Raw genomic sequence first — 21,397 nt, 5'->3', positions numbered from 1 at the left:
CCCCTCTTCTGCCCGCCGCCGGGTGGGTGTCGCCGGGGGTTTGGGGGCCTCCCCACCGCCCGCGCCCCCGCCCAAAATTTTCACGTACCCGCCCCGGGGGGGGGGGGGGGCCCCCGGGCCCCCCCCCCCCCCCTCCGTGGGAGACGGGGACGCCATGGAATCTGGTTTCGGATATTTCGCTACGCATGACGCGGTCCGCCCGGGTGTGCTGGCCCAGTTGGTCGAGCAACGGGGTCACGACGCCCTTTTCTTCACCGAGCACACCCACATCCAGGCCTGGGGGGAGCCTCCCGTGCCGCCGGAGGGCGGGACGCTGCCGCGCAAGTACGCGCACACCTACGACGCCCTGACCGCCTGTACGGCCGCGGGCGTGGTCACGACCCGGCTGCGGGTCGGGACGGGCGTCTGCCTGGTGCCGCAGCACCACCCGATCAGCCTGGCGAAGACCGTGGCGAGCGTGGACCACCTCACCGGCGGCCGGTTCGAGCTCGGCGTGGGGGCTGGCTGGAACGAACCCGAGATCCGCAACCACGGGGTCGACCCGGCGCGGCGTTTCGCGGTGATGAAGGAGAACATCGAGGCGATGCGCCGCATCTGGACCCAGGACGAGGCCGAGTACCACGGGGAGTTCGTCTCCTTCGACCCGATCCTCTCCTGGCCGAAGCCCGCGCAGCGCCCTCATCCCCCCGTGCTGGTCGGCGGCACCGGCCCCCGGGTGCTCGACCGGGTGCTCTCCTACGGCGACGGCTGGCTGCCGAACTACGCGCCGGACGTCCTGGACCGGGTGGGTGAGCTCCGGCGCAGGGCCGAGGACGCGGGACGGACGGTCGTGACGGTGGTCATGGCCGCGCCGGCCGACCCCGCCGTGCTGGAGGCGTGCGAGCGTGCGGGGGTCGCCCGGGTGATGGCCTGGCTGCCGTCCGCGGGCCTTGACCGCCTCCAGCGGGAGATGGACGCCTTCGAGGCGGCGCTGGCCAAGGCGCGCGGAGAGTGACGCGCCGGACCTCCTGAACACGCCGGACGGCCCCGGCCGGGTTCTCCCCGGCCGGGGCCGTTCCGCGTTCGCTCACAGGTCCGCGCGGGACCGGTCACCGCACGCCGCGCCTGCCGTACAGGCCCGCGGCCGCGATGACGCCGACGGCCGCCAGGGCGATCTGGATGAGCAGCTCGATCCAGTCGACCCCCCGGGTGCTCGCCACGCCCAGCGCACCGGCGATCGCGGTGCCGATGAGGGCCGCGACGATGCCGATCACGATGGTCAGCCAGATGGGGATGCCCTGCCGCCCCGGGACGACCAGCCGGCCCAGCGCGCCGATGATCGCTCCGATGACGATGGCGGTGATGATGCCGGTGACTGTCATGGTCCACACTCCCTCTTGCTTGGCTGCCATCCGTATGCCCTTGAAAGTGAGGACAACACATGAAAAATCACGACCTACGGTGGCGATCGTCCTGTCCGGCGGAACGGACACCGGGGCGGGCCTCGGGTGACAGGGCCGGAGGGAGCTCCTAAGGTGGACAACGTAAACGTAGTTGTCGAATCGGCGAACCAGGTTACCGACCGTGCCCAGTGATCCTCCCGGCTTCGAGCTTCCGCTCAGGCTCCTGATCGGCTTCCGGATGCTCATCGACGACCTCCACGCCGAGCTGGCCCGCCGGGGGCACCCGGGCATGCGGCCGATGCACGGCTTCGTCATGCAGGCGATCGGCGTCGAGGGCACCACCGCCGTCGAGCTCGGCAGACGCCTGGGAATCACCAAGCAGGCCGCGGGCAAGACCGTCGCCACCCTGGAGCGGCTGGGCTACGTCGAGCGTGCCTGCGACCCCGGCGACGCCAGGCGCAAGATCGTACGGCTCACGCCCCACGGCCTGGAGAGCCTGGCGCTCTCGGCCCGCATCTTCGACGACCTGCGCGAGCGCTGGGCGCGAACGCTGGGACGGGAACGCATGGGGGCGTTCGAGGCGGATCTGCGCGCGCTCACCGCGGGCCAGGTGTTCCGGCTCGACGTGCCCGGCTGGTTCGGCGACTGACCCCGTCCCCGCGGCCGGTCCTCAGCGTGCCTCCGCGGCCAGGCGGATGCCGAAGCCGATGAACACCAGGCCGGTCAGCCGCTCGGTGAGGCGGCGCACCGACGGCCGGGAGAGCCCGCCGCGCAGGGCGTGCGCGGCCCAGACCACGAGCACGAACCACGCCGCGCCCAGCAGGCCGTGCACCGTGACCAGCAGCAGGGTCGTCGGAAGCACGGCCGCGTCGTGGGGGACGAACTGCGGCAGCAGCGTCATGTAGATGACCCCGACCTTGGGGTTGAGGAGGTTGGTCACGAACCCGGTCCGCATGACCTTCCACGCGCCGGTCACGGGTTCCCCCTCGGGTTGTTCCCGGCGCGTCGCGGAGCCGGAACGGCTCTTCCACAGCGCCCGCGCGCCGAGCCAGGTCAGGTAGACGGCGCCCGCGATCCTGACGGCGGTGTAGGCGAGGTCCGAGGTGGCCAGCAGCGCCGTCAGGCCGAGCGCGGTCGCGATCCCCCACACGTAGCAGCCGAGGATCACCCCTGCCCCCGCGAGCGACCCGGCCCCCCGGCCCGAGGCGATCGTCGTGCGCAGCACGATCACGGTGTCCGGGCCCGGGGAGACGGTGAGAACCAGTGCGACGGCGATGAAGGCGAGCACGGCGGTGAGCACGACAGCAGTGTCCCATATTCCCCGCTTCGCCCAAGATCGTCGCTACGGTACGGCGACCAGGGCACGCGAGCGGTCGGTCGCGACCCGCAGGGCGATCCCCACCAGGGCGGTGGCCATCAGATAGCGCTGCACCCGCGACCACAGCGGCCTGCCCGTCAGGAAGGAGGCGACGGACCCGGCGCCCAGGACGATCAGGGCGTTGACCGACAGGGAGACGACGACCTGCACGAGACCGAGGGTCAGGCCCTGGGCCGCGACGTCGCCGTGCGCGGGATCGAGGAACTGCGGAAGCAGCGACACGTACATCACCGCGATCTTGGGGTTGAGCAGGCTGGTGACCAGCCCCATCGAGAACAGCCTGCCCGGCGGGTCGAAACGCGTCTCACCAGGGGTGAAGACGGAACCGCCCCCGGGGCGCACCGCCTTCCAGGCCAGCCACAGCAGATAGGCCGCGCCCGCGAGCTTGATCGCGGTGTAGATGGCGGGCACGACCGCGAAGAGCACCGCGATCCCCGCCGCGGTGGCGGCCAGGTAGACCAGGAAACCGGCGGCGACACCCGCCAGGGAGATCATGCCCGCCCCCCGGCCCTGCGTCACCGACCGTGAGATCAGGTAGAGCATGTTGGGGCCGGGGGTGAGGACCATTCCGAGGGCGATCACCGCGACGGCGGCGAGGGAGCTGAGCGATACCGTCAATGTCATGACCGCATCCTGTCCTGCGCCCCTTCCCGCGGAGAACGGCCAATTCCACGAAGTGGCCCGGTCTCCTCAGCCGGCGGAGAACGGCGCCAGGGCCGCGACCGGGCGCAGGCGCATGCCGAGCCGCTCGTAGACGCCGATCGCGGCGCGGTTGTCGGTGTCCACGACCAGCGCGACCCTGCCGTGCGCGGCGATCAGCGACCGGAAGACGAAGGCGCACACCCGCCGCCCGTATCCCCTGCCGCGCAGCGCGGAGACGGTCGCCACCCCGGCGACGAACCCCACCTCCGGGCAGGACCAGGCGTCGGCGGCCGTGGCGACCAGGCTCCCGTCCGCCGCGCGCACCCCCGCCCAGCGGCGGATCCCCGGCAGCCCCGGTACGGCCCACGCCGCGGGGGCCGCCTCGGCCAGCAGGGCGGCGACCTCCGCGTCCCTCTCCTCAAGCCATCCGGTCTCCTCCTCCCCGGAGTCCTGCGGTGAGGGCGGGGTCGCGGTCTCCATCCACTCGAACGGCCGGACCGGGCCCGAGCCGGGCAGCAGGCCCACCAGTTCCCCGGCCAGGTCCCGTTCCGCCATGACCCGGTAGGAGGGGGCCAGTTCCGGCAGCACCCGCCGTACGAGAACGGCGGCCTGACCGGCGGGGCCCCGGACGGTGAGCCGGTCGCGGCGGTTGAGGTCGGGGCTGGCGACCGCGACCGCCTCCCCGTGCGCCCACGCCCGGATCCCGGGGCGCATTCCCTGCGCCGCCCACATGACGATCGTGTCGTCCTGGCAGGCGGCGGCCACGTCCTCGGTGGAGGTCAACTCCATGGGGGGCTCCAGAAGGGTCCAGAAAAATCCGGAAAGGGTAGAGCTACAGGATCGCGCCCGGGGTGTAGGCGGCCGCGGCCGGGTGGCGGGCGACGACCTCCTCGATCCTGGCCACGACCGTCGCGACCTGGTCGGCGGCGGCGCCGGTGAAGGACAGCCGCTCCTGGAGCAGCTCCCGCAGCTCGGCCTGGCCGAGAGGGAAGCGCTCGTCGGCGGCCAGGCGCGCAAGCAGCTCGTTGCCCACGCCGCGCTCGCGCATCGCCAGCGCGGAGGCGACCGCGTGCTCCTTGATCACCTCGTGGGCGCTCTCCCTGCCCATCCCGGCGCGCACCGCGGCCATCAGCATCTTGGTCGTGGCCAGGAACGGCAGGTAGCGGTCCAGCTCGGCGGCGATGACCGCGGGGAAGGCCCCGAACTCCCCGAGCACGGTCAGCATCGTCTCGACCAGCCCGTCGAAGGCGAAGAAGGCGTCGGGCAGGGCGACCCGCCGTACCACCGAGCAGGAGACGTCGCCCTCGTTCCACTGGTCGCCGGCCAGCTCGCCCGTCATGGAGGCGTAGCCCCGCAGCACCACCGTCAGCCCGTTGACCCGCTCGCAGGAGCGGGTGTTCATCTTGTGCGGCATGGCCGAGGAGCCGACCTGCCCCTCGGCGAAGCCCTCGGTGACGAGCTCGTGACCGGCCATCAGCCGGATGGTCTTGGCCAGCGAGGAGGGGGCGGCGGCCAGCTGCACCAGCGCCGTGACGACCTCGTAGTCCAGCGACCGGGGGTAGACCTGCCCGACGCTGGTCAGCCGGTTCGCGAAGCCCAGGTGCCCGGCGACGTGGTCCTCAAGGGCGGTCAGCTTCGCCCGGTCGCCGCCGAGCAGGTCGAGCATGTCCTGCGCGGTGCCGACCGGCCCCTTGACGCCGCGCAGCGGGTAACGGGCGATGAGCTCCTCAAGCCGGGCCAGGGCGACCAGCAACTCGTCGGCGGCCGAGGCGAACCGCTTGCCCAGGGTGGTGGACTGCGCGGCCACGTTGTGCGAGCGCCCGGCCATCACGGTGCCGGAGTGCTCGGCGGCCAGCGTGCCCAGACGGGCCAGCAGCGCCACGCACCGGTCGCGCACCAGCAGGAGGCTGTCGCGGATCTGCAGCTGTTCGACGTTCTCGGTGAGGTCGCGCGAGGTCATGCCCTTGTGCACGTGCTCGTGCCCGGCCAGCGCGTTGAACTCCTCGATGCGGGCCTTGACGTCGTGGCGGGTGACCCGTTCGCGCTCCGCGATGGAGGCCAGGTCGACCTGCTCGACGACCTTCTCGTAGTCGGCGACGGCCTCCTCGGGCACCGCGATCCCCAGCCGGGCCTGCGCGGCGAGCACCGCCAGCCACAGGCGGCGCTCGGCCACCACCTTGTACTCGGGGGACCACAGGCGGGCCAGCTCCGCCGAGGCGTAGCGGGCGGCCAGAACGTTGGGGATGCGAGGCTTGGCAGTCACGTTGCCTCAGTCTATTGCCGCCCGCGTTCCGGACCCGCCAGGGGGTAGGCGCGCCGCCGCCCGCCGTCCCCCTCCTGCGGGGTACGGCGGGCGGCGGGTGGTGAGGCGGAGGTCAGCCGACCGGGGTCAGCCTGTCGTCCTCGACCTTGGCGTCGGCCTCGTGCCTGCCCGCCCTGGACCCGCGGCTCAGCCGCTCCTTGGTCCGTTCGAGGATCACGTACAGCGTCGGCACCAGCACCAGCGTCAGCAGCGTCGAGGACACCAGGCCGCCGATGACCACGATGGCCAGCGGCTGGGAGATGAACCCGCCGGAGCCGGTCAGGCCGAGCGCCATCGGGATCAGCGCGAAGATCGTGGCGACCGCGGTCATCAGGATCGGCCGCAGCCTCCTGCGGCCGCCCTCGATCACCGCCTCGACCACGCCCAGGCCGCTCTCACGGTACTGGTTGATCAGGTCGATGAGCACGATGGCGTTGGTCACGACGATGCCGATCAGCATCAGCATGCCGATCAGGGCCGGCACGCCGAGCGGGGTGCCGGTGGCCAGCAGCAGGCCGATGGCGCCGGTGGCGGCGAACGGCACGGAGACCAGCAGCACCAGCGGCTGGGCGAGGCTGCGGAACGTCGCCACCATGATCATGAAGACGATCGCGATGGCGGCCAGCATCGCCAGGCCGAGCTGTCCGAACGCCTCGCTCTGGTCGGCGCTCACGCCGCCGATGGTGTAGCGCGCGCCGTCGGGCAGCTTCAGGTCCTTCAGCTTGGCGGTCAGCGTCGTGGTCAGGGCGCCCAGGTCGCTGGCGGTCGAGGTACCCGAGACCGTCGCGCTGCGCTCCCCGTCGACCCGGGTCACCTGGGTGGGGCCGTCGACCCTGGACACCCTGGCGACCTCGGACAGCTTGACCGTGCCGGTCGCGGTCGGCAGCTTCAGCCTGCCGATCTCGGCCATGTCCTCGGGGGCGTCGCCGCTGCGCAGGATCAGATCGCTCGCCCGGCCGTCCAGGGTGACCTGGCCCAGCGTCGCGCCCCGGAAGGACTGCGCGACGAACTGCCCGATCTGGCCCTCGGTCAGGCCCTTCTCCGCGGCCTTCCTCCGGTCGACCCGGACCTCGATGCGCTTGGCGCTGGCCTCCAGGTTGGAGGAGACGTCCCGCAGGCCGCCCATGTCCGCCATCGCGCCGCGCACCGTCTCGGCCGCGCCGCGCAGCGTGTCGATGTCCGGCGCCTGCACGAGCACCTGGAGCTGGTTGGTCGAGCCGCCGCCCGGACCGCTCTGGGAGCCGCCGACGGTGATCTCACCGGCGTCCGTGAGCCCCTTGAACCGGTCGCGCAGCGTGTTCTCCAGCGCCGCGGTGTCGGTGCCGTCGGCCACCGTGATCGAGTAGGAGGCGCGGTCCCCGCCGCCGCCACCGGAGGCGGCGCCCATGAAGCCGCCACCGCCGCCCACGTTGACCTGGTAGGTCTCCACCTCCTTGACGGAGGAGAGCACCTGCTCGACCTTCTTGGCCGCCGCGTCGGTGGTGGCCAGGTCGGTGCCGGGAGGCATCTTCTGGGTCAGGGAGACGGTGTTCTGGCCGGAGGAGTCCAGGAAGTTGGTCTGCAGCTGCCCCGCCAGGCCCATCGTGCCCACGAAGATCACGACGCCGACCAGGACGGTGATCAGCCTGCGCTTGGTGGCGAAGCGCAGAACCGGCAGGTAGATCCGCTGCAGCGGGCTGCGCAGTTCCTTGGCCTCGGCCTCCTCGCGCATCGCGCGCGCCTGCTCGGGGCTGAGCACGGGGGCCTTGAGGAACCAGTACGCCAGGACCGGGATGACCGTCAGCGACACCAGCAGCGAGGCCAGCAGCGCGACCGTCACGGTGACGGCGAACGGGGCGAACAGCTGCCCGACCATGCCGCCGACCACCGCGATCGGCAGGAAGACCGCGACGGTCGTCAGGGTCGAGGCCGTGACCGCGCCGCTCACCTCGCGCACACCCGCCAGCACGGCGTCCCGCTTGGCCTCGCCGTACCCCAGGTGACGCTTGATGTTCTCCAGGACCACGATCGAGTCGTCGACCACGCGGCCGACGGCGATGGTCAGGGCGCCCAGGGTCAGCATGTTCAGCGAGTAGTCGCCGAGCCACAGCGCGATCAGGGCGATGACGACCGACAGCGGGATGGACATCGCCGTCACCAGCGTCGAGCGCACCGACAGCAGGAAGATCAGGATGACCAGCACCGCGAAGGCCAGGCCGAGCAGGCCCTCGGTGGTGAGGTCCTCGATCGAACGCTCCACGTACGGCGCCTGGTCGAAGATCACGCTCACCTTGGCGGAGTCGCCGATCTCCTTCTTCAGCTCCGGCAGCTTCTCACTCACCGCGTGGGAGATGGCCACCGCGTTGCCGTCCGGCTTCATGGTGACCGAGACGCCCAGGCTCGGCTCGCCGTCGGTGCGGGTCAGCGAGGTGCTGTCGGCCTGCGAGCGCTCGATCGTGGCAACGTCGCCGAGCTTGACGGGCTTGGGCGGCTTGGGGGCCGCCACGGCGACCGGCGGCCGCTGCGCCCCCGCGCCACGGGCGCCCTGAGCCTGCGCCGCCTGGGCCTGCGCCGTACGGCTCTGCTGAGCCCCCTGCTGCTGGAGCTGCGCCGGGGCGGCGGGCTGCAGGTAGAGGTTCTCCAGGTCCTCGATGGAGGTGATCCGGTCGCCGACCTGGACGGTCAGGGACAGGTTGTCCTCGGTGAGACTGCCCGCGGGGATCGGCTGGCCGTTGGCGCGCAGCACGTCGGCGACCGCGGTCGGCGCCAGGCCGTGCTTGGCGAGCTTCTTGGTGTCGGGGGTGACCACCACGGTCTCGTCCCGGGTGCCGGTGACCGTGGCCTCGCGCACCCCGTCGACGCCCTGCAGCGCGGGCACCATGATCCGCCTGATCCTGTCCGCCGTGGCCCGCTGGTCACCGCCCGCGGACACCGCCAGCACCAGCACCGGGATGTCGTCGGTGCCGCCTGCCAGGACCTGCGGGTCGACGCCGTCGGGCAGCTGGGAGCCGATCCGGGAGATCGCCTGCTGCATCTCGCTCACCGAGGCGTCGATGTCGGTGCCGTACTCGAACGACACCTGGACCTGCGCCATCCCCTCGCGGGAGGTCGAGGTCACCTCGGTGACCCCCTCAAGACCCTGGAAGCTGTCCTCGATGGGCTTGGTGACCTGCTCCTCGACGATCTCGGGGGAGGCTCCCAGGTAGGGGGCGACCACGAAGGCGCCGGGAAACGAAAGCGAGGGCAGCAACTGTTGTTTGAGCGAGGGGATCGCGAAGGCGCCGAACGCGCTCAACACGACCGCGATCATTATGACAAGGCTGCGGTTGGCAAGACTCAACCTGGCCAGGGCGGTCATGGGGGCGGACTCCTAAGGGCCTGAGGGGTACGACACAGTAAGTTCTCTCCAGCCTAACACTTCGCATTATGCGAATATTTAACGCTGTCTAGCTTTCCTGATAACCTTCTCAGGAAGCGAGAGGGTGAGTGTGGACGACGAACGCGACCGACTGATCAGCCGCATCGGTGAGCTACAGCGCGACCTGGGACGATTCCTCGCCCAGCGCAGGGCGCCCTCTCCGCTCTTCGACACCAACCTCACGATGCGCCAGCTCAAAGTGGTCATGCTCCTCGCCTACCGGGACTCCGCCTCGGGCCAGGACCTCGCGCACCACCTCGACGTCGGCCTCGGCACCGTCACCGGCATCGTCGACCGCCTCGTCGGCCACGGCCTGGTGACCCGCCGGGAGGACCCCAACGACCGCCGCGTGCGGCGGGTCGAGCTGACCTCCGCGGGCCGCACCCTCGTCGAGCGGATCGCCGACGCGGGCCTGGCCGACTTCCGCCACCTCCTCGGCTTCCTCGACACCCAGACCCTCCGCGACGCGCTCAGCGTCATGACGAGGATCGAGGCGGCCACCGCCGCCTTCGACCGTCAGGACTCCCTCTGAACCGCGAACGGGGAGCCGCCCTCACCGCTCCCCGCCTGGCCGTGTCCTTCTTCTTCCTGGCGCTGGGCACCGTCTCCGGCGCCTGGGCCGCCCGCATCCCCGCCGTCAAGAGCGACCTCGGTCTCAGCAACGGGCAGCTCGCCTACGGCCTGTTCGCCCTCACCACCGGCCTCATCGTCGGAATGCGCTTCGCCGGACGCCTCACCGACCGCTTCGGCAGCGCCCGCGTCATCACCCCCGCCGCCGTCGTCACGGCCCTGGCCGTCATCCCGCCCGGCTACGCCCCGACCCTGCCCCTGCTCATCGCCGCCCTCTTCCTGTACGGCGTCGTCAACGCCTCCCTCGACGTCTCCATGAACGCCCACGGCGTCGAGGTCGAGCGCGCCTGCGGCCGCCCCCTCATGTCCGGCTTCCACGGCATGTACAGCGTCGGCGGCCTCCTCGGCGCGGGAATCGGCGGCCTGTTCGCCTGGTTCGGCGCCGGAGCGGGCCCCACCCTGGCCACGACCGGCGTCACCCTCGCCCTGGCGTCGCTCCTGGCCGGACGCCACCTGCTGCCCCCCGCCCCGCCCGCCGCGCCGTCACAGGACCAGGCCACCGCCGGGACACGCAGAAACGGCTGGATCGTCCTCATCGGTGTGGTCGCCTTCGCCGGGCTCGTCGGAGAGGGAGCCGCCGTCGACTGGACCGCCGTCTACCTCTTCGAGGACCTGCGCTCCTCGCAGGGCGTCGCCGCCCTCGGCTTCGCCGCCTTCTCCACCGCCATGACGATCGGCCGCCTCGCCGGTGACCGGCTGGCCCTGCGCTTCGGCCCGGTCCGCCTGGTCCGCGTCTCCGGCCTGCTGGCCGCCGCAGGCCTGGGGGCCGCGCTGCTCGTCGGCCAGGTCCCCGTCGCCGTCGCGGGCTTCACCCTGTTCGGCCTCGGCCTGTCCACGATCGTGCCCCAGGTCTTCTCCGCGGCCGGCAACCACGACCCGCAGCGGGCCGGAGCCTCCATCGCCCAGGTCGCCACCATCGGCTACGCGGGCCTGGTCGCCGGGCCCGCCCTCATCGGCGGGGCTGCGGAGATCGTCGGCCTGCCCGCCGCGCTGGGCATCCCCGTACTGCTCGCCGCGTTCATGTCCGCCTCGGCAGGCGCCCTGCGCCCGCCCCGCTGACCCCCTCCCGGAAAACTCCCCATATGGCGGGAAATGCCGCCAGAGTGATTTCCACAGGACGGAACGCATCGGGAAACCCCGAATTACTCTTCCTTCACAGAAACGCGTCACCCTCAGTGAATCAACAGATTCAATATGGTGCGCAATCCATTTTGTCAAGCCGGTGGACAGCCAATCTCCCATAACAAGGGCCGGCACAATGACGCTGCGCATCCACCTGGAAGCCAACCGTGTAAATCAAATTCACAGTTGATTTTCACACATGTGATCGGCCTATGCTGACCCGTCGGCTCCCTTGGTTTCACAACAAACACCCATCGCGTGGGAAACGCGCCATTCGGCGTGCCCGCATGCCCAAAGTCACGAACACCGGGCGGCACCCACGCACCACAGAGGACGACGAGCAAGAAAAGAGGAGAATTCGGTGCCAGATCACTCCGCCACCCGGGGTCACGCGGGATCTCCCCCACAACGGCGAACCGGACGACGACTCGCCGCCGCTCTACTCGCCATAGCCGTCGGCGCACTGTCCGGCGTGGTCACCGCGGGCCCCGCCTCGGCCGAACCCGCCCCCGCCTACGACCACAGCAAGGACAAGGCCACCGCCCCCGGAACCCACGCCCCCCTGCCCAAGGGCTTCTCGACCACCCAGCTCACGGTGAAGTTCAAACCCGGCCTCACCGTACGGCTGCGCGGGCAGGGCCTGGTCGCCAAGGACTCCGGAGACACCGCGGACATCCAGAAGGTCCTGGCCAAGTACAAGGACGCCTCCATCAGGCCCCTGTCCTCGGCCTCCGAGACGAAGACCACCGAACGGCGCCTCCAGCTGGAGAAGAAGACCGGCAGGCAACTGCCCGACCTCAACTCCTGGTTCGTCGTCACCGCCCCCAAGAGCGGCGTCGAAGGCCTGCTGAAGGACCTCAACGCCCTGCCCTCGGTCGAGATCGCCCAGGCCAGGCCCAACCTCGTCTCCCCCACCGAACCCCTGGCCTCACACCAGAAGTACCGCAACGCCACCGGCTCCCCGGCCGGCGGCGGCGTCGACGCCGACTACGCCAACGCCCAGACCGGCGGCAAGGGCGACGGCATCACCGTCACCGACATCGAGGTCCAGTCCCCGGTCATCCCCTCCTACGGCGCGCAGACGATCGCCGCGGGCGAGGACCACTCCCTGATGGTCTCCTGGTCACCGACACTCGGGCAGGTGTGGGCCTGGGGCGACAACGGTCAGGGCCAGCTCGGCCTGGGCAACACCACGGCCAAGACAGTCCCCTCCCAGGTCCCCGGCCTGACCGACATCTCCTCCGTCTCCGCCGGCGCCGCCTACTCACTCGCGCTCAAGAGCGACGGCACCGTCTGGGCCTGGGGCGACAACAGCCAGGGCCAGCTCGGCAACGGCACCCTGACCGACAGCACCGTCCCGGTACAGGTCGCCGGAATCTACAACGCCGTGGGCATCAGCGCCGGCATCGGCCACTCCCTCGCCGTCCTGTCCGACGGCACCGTACGCGCCTGGGGCGACAACAGCCAGGGACAACTCGGCTACGCCGGCTCCGACTCCCCCGTCGCCATCACCGTCCCCGGCCTCACCGGCGTGGCCGCCGGACCGGGCACGATCGCCGCGGGCGGCGTCCACTCCCTGGCCCTGATGGCCAACGGCACCGTCAAGGCCTGGGGCAACAACGGCGCAGGCCAGCTCGGCGACGGAACCACCACCAACCACACCACCCCCGCCACCGTCACCGGCCTGACCAACGTCGGCCAGGTCAGCAGCCGCGGCGACCACAACCTGGCCCTCATCACCGGCGGCACCGTCAAGGCCTGGGGCGACAACAGCGAAGGCCAGCTCGGCGACGGAACCACCACCACCCGCACCACCCCGGTCTCCGTCACCGGCCTGACCAACGTCAACGGCGTCTCCGCAGGAACCAAGCACAGCGTCGCCACCACCTCCTCGGTCTCCTCGACCACCTACACCTGGGGCGACAACAACCAGGGACAGCTCGGCGACGGAACCACCACCGACAGACACTCCCCCACCGCCACCACCGCCAACAGCGAGGCGGCCGTGGCGGGCCTGGCCCACACCATCACCAAACTCGGCCAGTGGTTCTACGTCTGGGGCATGAACAGCAGCGGCCAGCTCGGCGACGGAACCACCACCAACCGGCACAGCCCCGTCGAACTGAACGGGCTGACCAACCAGTGGAACCTCTGCCACGAGGACCTCGCCGGACGCGTCGCGACCGGCGAGATCGTCCAGGTGCCGTCCCTGTTCGGCGACCCCTGCTCGCATGACTCCTCCGTCGCCCACGGCACCGCCGTCGCCGGAGTGATCGCCGCCCAGGACGACAACGGCGTCGGCATGGCCGGCATCGCCCCGAACGCCACCCTCCACGTGTCCGGCACCGCCGTACCCGACAGCGTCGCCTACGCCACCGCCCACTCCGGACCGGGCGACGTCATCCTGTACGAGGTCGCGGTGACCCCGTCCGGCGGCGGCGGCCCCTGGTACCCCTGGGAGGTCGACGGCAGCGTCTACGACCAGACCGTCCTGGCCGTCGCCGCCGGAGTGACCGTGGTCGAGGCCGCGGGCAACGGCGGCAACAACCTCGACGACACCACCGACACCTACGCCACCACCATCATGGGCCGCCCCGACTCCGGCGCCATCATGGTCGGCGCCGGAGCACCCCCCAGCCCCGGCGGAACCAACTGCACCGGCTCAAGCCCGGCCGCCGAGCGGACCGCCCTGTCCTTCTCCACCTACGGCTCCCGCCTGGACGTCCAGGCCTACGGCGCCTGCGTGGCGACACTGGGCGTCCCCGGCTGGCAGGAACTGACCCCCTCGGAGACCAACCCGAACAAGCTCTACAACGGCTCCTTCAACGGCACCTCCAGCGCCAGCGCCGTCATCGCCGGAACCGTCGCCGCCCTCCAGGGCGTCGCCAAGGCCAACAGCGGAGTGCTCACCCCCGCCCAGGTCCGCGACACCCTCAAACTCACCGGAACGGCCCAGCCCACCGGCGACCCCCACCACATCGGCCCGCAGCCCAACCTGCACGCCGCCATCGACGACATCCTGACCCCCTGACCTACCGGCCGGGCTGACCCACTGACCCACTGACCTTCTGGCCGGAACCGAAGGCCGGTGAACGCGCGGGCCACGGGACGACCCCGTGGCCCGCACCTCACTCCGCGACATGCCCCCCGTAGGTACCGAACGACCACCGGTTGCCCTCAGGATCGGCGACGACGAAGTCACGGGAACCGTAGTCGGTGTCCGTGAGCTCGCGAACCGGACGCGCCCCCGCGGCGACCGCCCTGGCGAACAGCTCATCGGGCGCGTCCGTCACGACATAGGCGCCGAACGTACCCGGCACCAGCCCACACGGATCGTCCGCGACGTCGCGCGCCCCGCCGAGCATGACACCGCCGCCGAGCGGCCAGGAGAGCTCGGCGTGGTCGACCCGCTCGCCGTCGCCGTACACCACGCTCTCCTCGAAACCGAACGCCTCGGTGAGGAAACGGATGAGATCACGAGGATTCCGGGCGCGCAACATGGGCCACACCCGGGGCTGTGAAGTGTTGTTGCTCATGAACCCGAGTCTTCCGCCAGCGCGGCACCCCAGGCTTGGACGTTTCGGAACTCCTCCGCCAGCCAGCGACTCGGCGGGCACCCCGCGAGCGCACCGAACTCCCTGGCCAGATGAGCCTGGTCGCAGTAACCGCACCCGGCCGCCAGATCCGCCAGCGTCAGCCTCTCCCCCAGCGCCGCCGCCCGCCGCAACCTCCGCCGCGCCCGGTCGAAACGCACGACCCGCGCCGCCTCCTTCGGCCGGAGACCGATCTCCGCGGCGAACCTCCGGCTCAGGTAACGGCCACTCCAGCCCGCCGCGCGGGCCAGCTCGGCCGCGCTCGCCGTACCACCGGAGGCCGTCAGCAACCCCCAGGCCCGCGCCACCTCGGCCGGCATCACCCGCTCCACACTCACCCGGGCCAGCAGCTCCGCGTCGAGAGCCGCGAAACGCCCGGCCCAGCCGCCGGCCCCGCCTTCGAGCACCCGCTCACGCAACCGCCCCGCCCAGCCTCCCGCGACCTCCGACAGGTGCAGGTCGGCGCCCGCCATCTCCCCCGCGGGAAGGCCGAGCAGCGCCCGCGCGCCCCGCGGCGTCAACGCCAGCTGGATGCCCGACTGACGCCCGTCATGGGTGATCAGCGCCGAACTGGTGTGCAGACCGCCGACGAACGCGTCGTACCGCTCCGGCCCCGCCCTCCCGTCGGAACGCACCGCGATCACGAGCGGCTCGTCGAGGGTGACGATCAACGTGAGGTACGGCGACGGCAGGCCACGGTGCACCCTCGGCTCCGGCCCCGCCTCCCGATAGCCGGTGTAGCCCGCGACAAAGGGCCGCAAAACAGGCGGTGGCGCCTGCACGACGAACTCCATCCCGCCTCCAGCTTCCCGGCCTCAAGGCCAGTTTATTTGTGGTTTCCGTTGTGACGGCTTCGTCCGAACCCGGCGCCTTTACAAAGTAAATCAATAAGATGAACCGGTGAACGCTGGAGAGGCACGAGCGGTGGCGGAGCGGTGGGTCGCCGAACACTCCTCGGACATCCCTGACTTCGCGGGCGCCTTCCTCAGCGGGTCGACGGTCTGGCTGCCCGCGGAGGCCGAGCTCTCCCCCTCCTCCGACGTCGACGTCATGGTCGTCCTCTCGGCCAGGCGGACCCCCCGCAAGCCCGGCAAGTTCCGCTACGGCGGGGCCCTGCTCGAAGTCACCTATCTGGGCTGGGAACCGATGCCCTCCGGTGAGGAGATCCTGGCCTCCTACCACCTCGCGGGCGCGTTGCGGGGAGAGACGGTCCTGGCCGACCCCACGGGTGCCCTGACCGCGCTGCGGGCCGCGGCCGCCGGGGACTACGCCAGGCGGAGGTGGGTCGTCAGGCGCTGTGAGGAGGCCGAGCGCAGGGTGACCGACGGGCTCGCGGCACTCGACGTCTCCGCTCCGCCGTACGACCGGGTGACGGGCTGGCTGTTCCCGACCGGTGTGACCACGCATGTCCTGCTCACCGCGGGGTTGCGCAATCCCACCGTACGGCTGCGCTACCTGGCGGCACGGGCGCTGCTGATCGAGTACGGCAGGCCGGAGGCCCACGAGGAGTTGCTCGCGCTGCTCGGCTGCGCGCATCTGACCCCGGAACGCGTGGCGCACCACCTGGGGACGATGACACGGGCCTTCGACGCCGCTTCCGCCGGGCCCGCGACGCCGTACCCCTTCGCCTCGGACGTCACAGCGGCGGCGCGGCCGATCGCGGTCGGCGGCGGTCACGACCTTCTGGCTCGCGGGCACCATCGGGAGGCGGTCTTCTGGATCGCCGCGACCTACGCCCGCTGCCTGAAGATCCTGGCCCACGGCGGCCCCGGGGCGGCCGAGGCGTTCATGCCCGGCTTCCTCGACCTGACCGAGGACCTGGGCGTCGGCTCCGCCGCCGGGCTGCGCGAACGGGCGCTGCGGGTCCGCGACTTCCTGCCGCGCCTCAGACGGCTCAGGGACCATGTCCTCGCGGCGAACCCGGGCATCGAGGACTGAGCCGGGTCAGCGGACGGGGCAATGTCTCCGGCCCCGCCACCGCAGGCGTCCGTCTCGCTTGACCTCTCGCGCGTCAGTCCGGCAGCCAGTGCAGTTCGTGCGCCAGGGTTTTGGCGACGGCACGGATGCGGCGGTGTAGCGGCGACGGCTCACGTGGGAGGACCAGGTGGATCGTCAGGCTGGGCGCGCCCCGCAGCGGTCGCCAGGTGAGACCGGCCGGTTGTGCCGTGACCGCGGCTTCTCCGCCCGGGGCGAGGGTGGCCCCGTCGCGCAGGTCGCGCAGAGACATGTCGACAGTGACCGCGGGCGTGTGGAACCGGGGGTGTGGCCGGATGTCTCGGAACAGCGCGGACAGCTGATCGTAGATCACGGGGTTGGCCGCACGGTCCGGGAGCCGCAGCGGATACGCGGCCGCGTCGGCGATCTCGATCTCCGGGTGTTCGGCCAGCGGATGGTGCCGCGCCAGCAGGACCCCGACGCGCTCACGCCGCAGCAGGAACCGGCGCACGCCACGGCCCGGCTGTTCACCGCGGGTGATCCCGGCGTCGATGCGGCCGTCGGCGACCGCGGGGCAGATCTCCGGTGTCGCCATCGGGACCGCGCCGACCTTCAGCCCCGGGCTGCTGCGAATGAGCCTGTCCACCAGGGCCGGTGCCGTCTCGGCCCCGGCGGTGAGGCTGTATCCGATGCGCAGCGTGCCCAGTTCACCGGCCGCCGCCTTCCGGGCGGTGTCCCATGCCCGGTCCAGTGCCGCCAGCGCGGGCGGCGCGGACTCCGCCAAAGCCGCCCCGGCCGTGGTCAACACGACGCTACGCGTGTTGCGGACCAGCAGGGCCGTACCGAGTTCCGCCTCCAGTCGGCGCATCCGGGCGCTGAGCGCGGGCTGTGCGATACCGATCCGTGCGGCCGCGCGGGTGAAGTTCAGCTCCTGTGCCAGCACCAGGAAGTACCGCAGGCTCACCGTGTCCGGCGCCATGTGCCCCCTGCCGATTGATAACGATCCGTTCTGAGTCTATCCCGGACCGGTCTTTCCCTCGGCCGCACATCAAGCCCTAACCTGCGCGTACGGCGATTCGACCGGCCGCGGTACCCGCCGCCGGGATCGATCGATCCGAGTGCCGATTCGAAGTCGGACGTGTCCGGCCGAACACAGGAGGTTTCCATGGCCAAGGGCTACTGGGTCAGTGTCTACCCTGCCGTCTCCGACCCTGAGAGGCTGACCGCCTACGACAAGCTGGCCGGTCTGGCTGTCCAGGCCGGGGGCGGGCGCAACCTGTCCCTCCTGCCGTCCCGTGGCGGTCGAGTCGTCGCCCACGAGGCCGGAATCACGCAACGCGTCGTTCTGATCGAGTTCGACAGCTTTGAACAGGCCGTCGCGGCATACGAGAGCGAGGCATACCAGAAGGCGCTGGGGGCCCTCCCCGACGGCGTCGAGCGCGACTTCCGCATCGTCGAAGGCGTCGGCTGACCACACCCGCCCTCGCCCGGGGCGAACCGCTTCCCACGCGACAGCTCGGTCCAGCGAACACCAGGTGTCGATGACCGGGGCGCACCCTGCATCCGTCTGCCGCGTGCCCCGCCGGGGCTGCTCAGAGTCTGACTTCGAGGGGTTTCGACCTGCGGTTCCTCCGTCGCCGAAGCAGCCCGGGGGCGCGCCGGGATGGCGCACGCGGCGTCCGGCTCTCTCGCGAAGCGGTCGGCCGCGCCGCCGCGACCCTCACGAATCCGGATCACGACCACGTACGCCCGACGATCACGGAAAGATCCGTTGAACGGGTGTACCTGGTCGCACGGGTCTTACCGGCACTCCCATTCGCGCCGCAGGATCGCGTAGACGAACTCGTCCGTCCACTCCCCCTTGAACAGCTCGTTCTCCACCAGGTGGGCCTCACGGCGCATGCCGACGCGCTCCAGCACCCGGGCGGACGCCTCGTTGCGGGTGTCGAGACGGCCGATGATCCGGCGCAGGCCCAGGCCGTCGAAGCCGAGTTCGAGCAGGGCCATGACCGTCTCGGTCGCGTATCCCCTGCCGTGGTGGGCGGGGTGGAAGACGTAGCCGACCTCTCCGCAGCGGTGCTGTTCGCTCACCCAGAACAACATGGCGTCGCCGATCAGCTCGCCGGTCTCGGCCACCTCGACCGCGACGGTGAGCGGCTGGTTCTCCTCGGTCAGCGTCGTCTGCCCGATCCTGGCCTCCAGCGCCTTGGCGGTCTTCTCCAGGTCACCCGGCTCCCAGGGCACGTACCGTGCGACCTCGGGCAGCGACCGGATGACGTGCAGTTCCTCCAGGTCGTCGTGGGTGAAGGGGCGCAGGATCAGACGGGCGGTGCGAATGGGAAAGGCGGGGGAGAAAGGCTTCGGCATCCGGACAGAGTAGGGCAGCGACCCTGCGATGGGCGACGGTTTTTCCTCCCGGCGTTTCCGCTGTTCAGACGCCTTCTCCGGGCTCCCCCCGGGAAGCGTACAGGTCGCGGAGCCCGGCGGCCGTCTCGGTCATCATGGCGCGTAGCTCGGGCGGTTCGAGCACCTCGATGTCCGCGCCCATTCGCAGCAACAGCCAGTGGGCGTGCCTGGTCGACTCGGTCGGCAGGAGCAGTGTGGTCCAGCCCCGCTCGTCCGGCGGCTCCGCGTCGGCCAGGGCGGTGTCGACGATCTCGGCGCCGACGGCGTAACGGAGCATCTTCGTCGCCTCCGGCGCGACCCGCACCAGGGCGTGCCCGGTGTGCATGCGGGCACGGAACTCGGCCGAGTAGTCCCTCCAGAACGCGGACAGGTCGAAGCCCTCGGGCCGTTCGAAGCGGCCGTCGAGGATCTCGGCGGTCACGATCCGCGACACGCGGTAGGTGCGCGGGCCTCCCCCGTCGGCCGCCGCCACGAGGTACCACGTCCCGCCCTTGAGCACCAGGCCGTACGGCTGGGCCAGCCGTACGACCTCGCGAGGCCCCCAGCGCCGGTAGGTCATGCGGATCGGCCGCTGTTCCCAGACCGCCTCCGCGACGTCGGCCAGGAAAGGGGTCTCGTCGGCGTCGCGGTACCACCCGGGGACGTCCATGTGGAAGCGCTCGCGCATCCGGGTGGCGTGGGAACGCGGCTCCGGCGGCAGCGCGGCGAGCAGCTTCAGCTCGGCGTTCGCCGCGAGCTCTCCCAGGCCCAGTTCCGCCGCGGGCCCCGGCAGCGCCGCGAGGAACAGCGAGGAGGCCTCCTGTGCCGTCAGGCCGTTGAGGCGGGTGCGGTAGCCGTCCAGCAGCTGGTATCCCCCGGCGGGCCCCCGGTCGGCGTAGACCGGCACACCCGCCGACGACAGCGCCTCGACGTCCCGGTAGACCGTGCGGATCGAGACCTCAAGCTCTCCCGCGAGCTCGGTGGCCGTCATCCGCCCCCGGGTCTGCAGAAGCAGCAGCAGTGACAGCAGGCGACTCGCACGCATGCGCACCATTGTCCCGCAGCCGCCCCACAGCGTTGCCCGGTGTCCCCCGGCCTCCCCCGGGGACGGGTGCCCCTCCCCCACGTGTCCGGCGAGGACGACCCGCCGGAGCTCACGGCCGGCGTTCCCGCTGCCTGCGGTACGCGGTGAGCATCTGGTTTCCGACGTCGACATAACTTTCGAACAGGCCGATCACGTCCTGGAGCCGCCGTCGCGCGGGACCGGGGCCGACCAGGTCCTCTCCTTCTCGCAGGGCGGCGATCAGGGTCCCGGCGCGCGCGTGGCTGGCCTCCAGCAGGGACGCGATTCCGCCGGCGGCCTCGACCAGGAGCCTGCGGCTTCCCGGCTGGGGAATGGTCCTGGCCAGCCCCCAGGAGTCCAGCTGGCGCACGGCGGTGCTCACCGATCCCTTGCTCAGCGAGAGCTCGGCGGCGATCGTGTCCAGGGACTGCGGCTCCTCGCTCACCAGGAGCAGCCCGTAGACGCGGCCGGTGGCGTGCGGCAGGTTCCAGGAGGCCAGCAGGTCACCCACCGAGACGGTGAACGAGTCGCGCTTGTCGGCGTCCATCACCGCTCCTGACGGGTCAGCGTGTCGAGGAACGTCTCGATCGCCGCGTTGACGGCTCGTGGATTGTCCTGGGTGGACATGTGGCCCGCGTCAGGGATGACGACCTCTTCGACACCTTCGGCCTGAGCCCATCTGGGCATGGCCGAGGCGATGTTGCCGGTTCGGTCGTGCAGACCGCGGATCAGGCACAGCGGAACGGGCGTGCGATAGCCGGGATCGGGGACGACCAGCTCGACGGCGGCCTTCCACACCTGGACGAAGTCCTCCTTGGGCATCTGGGAGAAGGCGCGCCGCGCGTCCGCCCGGGCGGCCGGTGTGACCGCTGAGGCGTTGGCCATCAGCTCCGGGAGACGCCTGGCCGGAAGCGCCAGCAACATCGGCGCGGCCATCTTGAGCAGCACGCGTTCGCCCCAGGACAGCGGCCCGGTGTTCCATGCGGAGTCGATGACGATCAGGGCCCGCGCCAGGTGGCGGTCCCGCCGGACGAGGGCCTGGCCGAGGTTGCCGCCCAGAGACTGGCCCGCCAGCACGGGCCGGTCCAGCGCCAGGTGTTCGATGAGCGCGCGCAGGTCGGCCAGCGCCCGTTCCGCGGTGAACGGGCCGGCGGCCGGTTGGGACAGGCCGTGGCCGCGCATGTCCCAGACGACGACGCGGAACCCTCGGACGCGCAGATGTTCGGCCTGGGCGTCGAACATCACGTGGTCGGCCCCGGCGCCGTGCGTGAGGACCACCGGCACCCCTTCACCGCCGCTGTCGCCGTAACGCAGGTCACACCCATCGAACGACAGCGCATCGGTCATATTTAGCATGTACTAAATATAGCAAATATAGCGATGCCACCCTCGCCGACCACCCGGCGAGGCGTCCGTTCGGATGAGCGCGCGGAGGGCGCCACCAAGCACCGCCAACACACACCGCCAAGCGCCGCCGAACTCCTCGGCACCGGTTTCCCGTCCGGGACCTCGTACGGCACGGCGGAGGAAATAACGACCGGCGAGGAGGTTGGGCACTTTCACAGCGG

The 21,397-nt window shown here is 71.2% G+C and carries 20 protein-coding genes; 7 read left to right on the top strand and 13 right to left on the bottom strand.

Annotated features, from left to right (window positions below; all coding sequences use genetic code 11):
- The first annotated feature begins 154 nt into the window (after nt 1-154).
- Nucleotides 155-994 carry an LLM class F420-dependent oxidoreductase gene (locus ABZ463_RS37160; RefSeq protein ID WP_352013312.1) on the top strand — a complete coding sequence of 280 codons (840 nt, stop codon included), beginning with the start codon at nt 155-157 and terminating at the stop codon, nt 992-994.
- A gap of 94 nt (nt 995-1,088) precedes the next feature.
- On the opposite strand, the gene ABZ463_RS37155 is transcribed toward ABZ463_RS37160, so the two are convergent.
- Nucleotides 1,089-1,361 (bottom strand): GlsB/YeaQ/YmgE family stress response membrane protein, encoded by a 273-nt coding sequence (locus ABZ463_RS37155; RefSeq protein ID WP_352013311.1) that lies wholly within the window; start codon nt 1,359-1,361, stop codon nt 1,089-1,091.
- A 202-nt stretch (nt 1,362-1,563) separates the two neighbouring features.
- On the opposite strand from ABZ463_RS37155, the gene ABZ463_RS37150 reads away from it, so the two are divergent.
- On the top strand, nt 1,564-2,031 hold the full coding sequence (locus tag ABZ463_RS37150) for a MarR family transcriptional regulator (RefSeq protein WP_352013310.1): 468 nt from the start codon (nt 1,564-1,566) through the stop codon (nt 2,029-2,031).
- A gap of 21 nt (nt 2,032-2,052) precedes the next feature.
- Here ABZ463_RS37150 and ABZ463_RS37145 read toward each other — a convergent pair whose 3' ends face one another.
- The 5 genes from ABZ463_RS37145 to ABZ463_RS37125 form a co-directional block, all read right to left on the bottom strand.
- Entirely contained in the window at nt 2,053-2,682 is a 630-nt protein-coding gene (locus tag ABZ463_RS37145; protein WP_352013309.1) for a LysE family translocator, read from the bottom strand.
- A 42-nt stretch (nt 2,683-2,724) separates the two neighbouring features.
- On the bottom strand, nt 2,725-3,384 hold the full coding sequence (locus tag ABZ463_RS37140) for a LysE family translocator (protein WP_362783924.1): 660 nt from the start codon (nt 3,382-3,384) through the stop codon (nt 2,725-2,727).
- Nucleotides 3,385-3,450: 66 nt separating this feature from the next.
- Nucleotides 3,451-4,191: a GNAT family N-acetyltransferase gene (locus ABZ463_RS37135; protein ID WP_362783921.1), complete on the bottom strand. Its 741-nt coding sequence runs from the start codon at nt 4,189-4,191 to the stop codon at nt 3,451-3,453.
- Nucleotides 4,192-4,234: 43 nt separating this feature from the next.
- Nucleotides 4,235-5,665 carry an adenylosuccinate lyase gene (gene purB / locus ABZ463_RS37130; RefSeq protein WP_362783919.1) on the bottom strand — a complete coding sequence of 477 codons (1,431 nt, stop codon included), beginning with the start codon at nt 5,663-5,665 and terminating at the stop codon, nt 4,235-4,237.
- Nucleotides 5,666-5,777: 112 nt separating this feature from the next.
- A complete protein-coding gene (locus ABZ463_RS37125; RefSeq protein WP_362783916.1) occupies nt 5,778-9,041 on the bottom strand; it encodes an efflux RND transporter permease subunit in 3,264 nt (1,087 codons plus the stop codon).
- Nucleotides 9,042-9,165: 124 nt separating this feature from the next.
- On the opposite strand from ABZ463_RS37125, the gene ABZ463_RS37120 reads away from it, so the two are divergent.
- From ABZ463_RS37120 to ABZ463_RS37110, 3 genes are all read left to right on the top strand, one after another.
- Nucleotides 9,166-9,633: a MarR family transcriptional regulator gene (locus tag ABZ463_RS37120; RefSeq protein WP_352013304.1), complete on the top strand. Its 468-nt coding sequence runs from the start codon at nt 9,166-9,168 to the stop codon at nt 9,631-9,633.
- A gap of 41 nt (nt 9,634-9,674) precedes the next feature.
- Nucleotides 9,675-10,790: an MFS transporter gene (locus ABZ463_RS37115; RefSeq protein ID WP_352013303.1), complete on the top strand. Its 1,116-nt coding sequence runs from the start codon at nt 9,675-9,677 to the stop codon at nt 10,788-10,790.
- Between the two features lie 424 nt (nt 10,791-11,214).
- Nucleotides 11,215-13,884, top strand: coding sequence for a S8 family serine peptidase (locus tag ABZ463_RS37110; protein WP_362783913.1), 2,670 nt, complete (start codon nt 11,215-11,217; stop codon nt 13,882-13,884).
- A 97-nt stretch (nt 13,885-13,981) separates the two neighbouring features.
- On the opposite strand, the gene ABZ463_RS37105 is transcribed toward ABZ463_RS37110, so the two are convergent.
- Both ABZ463_RS37105 and ABZ463_RS37100 read right to left on the bottom strand, forming a co-directional pair.
- Nucleotides 13,982-14,389, bottom strand: coding sequence for a VOC family protein (locus tag ABZ463_RS37105; RefSeq protein WP_352013301.1), 408 nt, complete (start codon nt 14,387-14,389; stop codon nt 13,982-13,984).
- Nucleotides 14,386-15,240: a helix-turn-helix domain-containing protein gene (locus ABZ463_RS37100; protein ID WP_362783909.1), complete on the bottom strand. Its 855-nt coding sequence runs from the start codon at nt 15,238-15,240 to the stop codon at nt 14,386-14,388. Before ABZ463_RS37100 ends, ABZ463_RS37105 begins: the two co-directional genes overlap by 4 nt.
- A 106-nt stretch (nt 15,241-15,346) precedes the next feature.
- Here ABZ463_RS37100 and ABZ463_RS37095 point away from each other — a divergent pair, with 106 nt between their 5' ends.
- Nucleotides 15,347-16,384: a hypothetical protein gene (locus ABZ463_RS37095; protein WP_362783906.1), complete on the top strand. Its 1,038-nt coding sequence runs from the start codon at nt 15,347-15,349 to the stop codon at nt 16,382-16,384.
- A 73-nt stretch (nt 16,385-16,457) separates the two neighbouring features.
- Here ABZ463_RS37095 and ABZ463_RS37090 read toward each other — a convergent pair whose 3' ends face one another.
- Entirely contained in the window at nt 16,458-17,360 is a 903-nt protein-coding gene (locus ABZ463_RS37090) for a LysR family transcriptional regulator (protein ID WP_362783903.1), read from the bottom strand.
- A gap of 186 nt (nt 17,361-17,546) precedes the next feature.
- Between ABZ463_RS37090 and ABZ463_RS37085 the strand changes: the two genes are divergently transcribed.
- Nucleotides 17,547-17,852: a DUF1330 domain-containing protein gene (locus ABZ463_RS37085; RefSeq protein ID WP_352013297.1), complete on the top strand. Its 306-nt coding sequence runs from the start codon at nt 17,547-17,549 to the stop codon at nt 17,850-17,852.
- A 329-nt stretch (nt 17,853-18,181) separates the two neighbouring features.
- Here the strand turns inward: ABZ463_RS37085 and ABZ463_RS37080 are convergent, their stop codons facing one another.
- From ABZ463_RS37080 to ABZ463_RS37065, 4 genes are all read right to left on the bottom strand, one after another.
- Entirely contained in the window at nt 18,182-18,748 is a 567-nt protein-coding gene (locus ABZ463_RS37080) for a GNAT family protein (RefSeq protein WP_352013296.1), read from the bottom strand.
- A 64-nt stretch (nt 18,749-18,812) separates the two neighbouring features.
- Nucleotides 18,813-19,811, bottom strand: a complete 999-nt coding sequence (locus ABZ463_RS37075) for a YafY family protein (protein WP_362783899.1) — start codon at nt 19,809-19,811, stop codon at nt 18,813-18,815.
- Between the two features lie 109 nt (nt 19,812-19,920).
- On the bottom strand, nt 19,921-20,376 hold the full coding sequence (locus ABZ463_RS37070) for a transcriptional regulator (RefSeq protein WP_362783896.1): 456 nt from the start codon (nt 20,374-20,376) through the stop codon (nt 19,921-19,923).
- Nucleotides 20,376-21,176, bottom strand: coding sequence for an alpha/beta hydrolase (locus ABZ463_RS37065; RefSeq protein WP_362783893.1), 801 nt, complete (start codon nt 21,174-21,176; stop codon nt 20,376-20,378). Before ABZ463_RS37065 ends, ABZ463_RS37070 begins: the two co-directional genes overlap by 1 nt.
- Nucleotides 21,177-21,397: the final 221 nt, after the last annotated feature.

It is taken from the genome of Streptosporangium sp. NPDC020145, assembly GCF_040631275.1.
GTDB lineage: Bacteria > Actinomycetota > Actinomycetes > Streptosporangiales > Streptosporangiaceae > Streptosporangium.
The sequence above is the reverse complement of the archived record's forward strand: the minus strand, read 5'-3'. Positions and strand labels throughout refer to the sequence as shown.

What these genes read in the sequence shown, in the direction of transcription:
- ABZ463_RS37135 (WP_362783921.1), bottom strand. Translation starts at nt 4,191, where the DNA reads ATGGAGTTGACCTCCACCGAGGACGTGGCCGCCGCCTGCCAGGACGAC.
- ABZ463_RS37085 (WP_352013297.1), top strand. Translation starts at nt 17,547, where the DNA reads ATGGCCAAGGGCTACTGGGTCAGTGTCTACCCTGCCGTCTCCGACCCT.
- ABZ463_RS37160 (WP_352013312.1), top strand. Translation starts at nt 155, where the DNA reads ATGGAATCTGGTTTCGGATATTTCGCTACGCATGACGCGGTCCGCCCG.
- ABZ463_RS37105 (WP_352013301.1), bottom strand. Translation starts at nt 14,389, where the DNA reads ATGAGCAACAACACTTCACAGCCCCGGGTGTGGCCCATGTTGCGCGCC.
- ABZ463_RS37155 (WP_352013311.1), bottom strand. Translation starts at nt 1,361, where the DNA reads ATGACAGTCACCGGCATCATCACCGCCATCGTCATCGGAGCGATCATC.
- ABZ463_RS37065 (WP_362783893.1), bottom strand. Translation starts at nt 21,176, where the DNA reads ATGACCGATGCGCTGTCGTTCGATGGGTGTGACCTGCGTTACGGCGAC.
- ABZ463_RS37075 (WP_362783899.1), bottom strand. Translation starts at nt 19,811, where the DNA reads ATGCGTGCGAGTCGCCTGCTGTCACTGCTGCTGCTTCTGCAGACCCGG.
- ABZ463_RS37070 (WP_362783896.1), bottom strand. Translation starts at nt 20,376, where the DNA reads ATGGACGCCGACAAGCGCGACTCGTTCACCGTCTCGGTGGGTGACCTG.
- ABZ463_RS37090 (WP_362783903.1), bottom strand. Translation starts at nt 17,360, where the DNA reads ATGGCGCCGGACACGGTGAGCCTGCGGTACTTCCTGGTGCTGGCACAG.
- ABZ463_RS37100 (WP_362783909.1), bottom strand. Translation starts at nt 15,240, where the DNA reads ATGGAGTTCGTCGTGCAGGCGCCACCGCCTGTTTTGCGGCCCTTTGTC.
- ABZ463_RS37125 (WP_362783916.1), bottom strand. Translation starts at nt 9,041, where the DNA reads ATGACCGCCCTGGCCAGGTTGAGTCTTGCCAACCGCAGCCTTGTCATA.
- ABZ463_RS37140 (WP_362783924.1), bottom strand. Translation starts at nt 3,384, where the DNA reads ATGACATTGACGGTATCGCTCAGCTCCCTCGCCGCCGTCGCGGTGATC.
- ABZ463_RS37080 (WP_352013296.1), bottom strand. Translation starts at nt 18,748, where the DNA reads ATGCCGAAGCCTTTCTCCCCCGCCTTTCCCATTCGCACCGCCCGTCTG.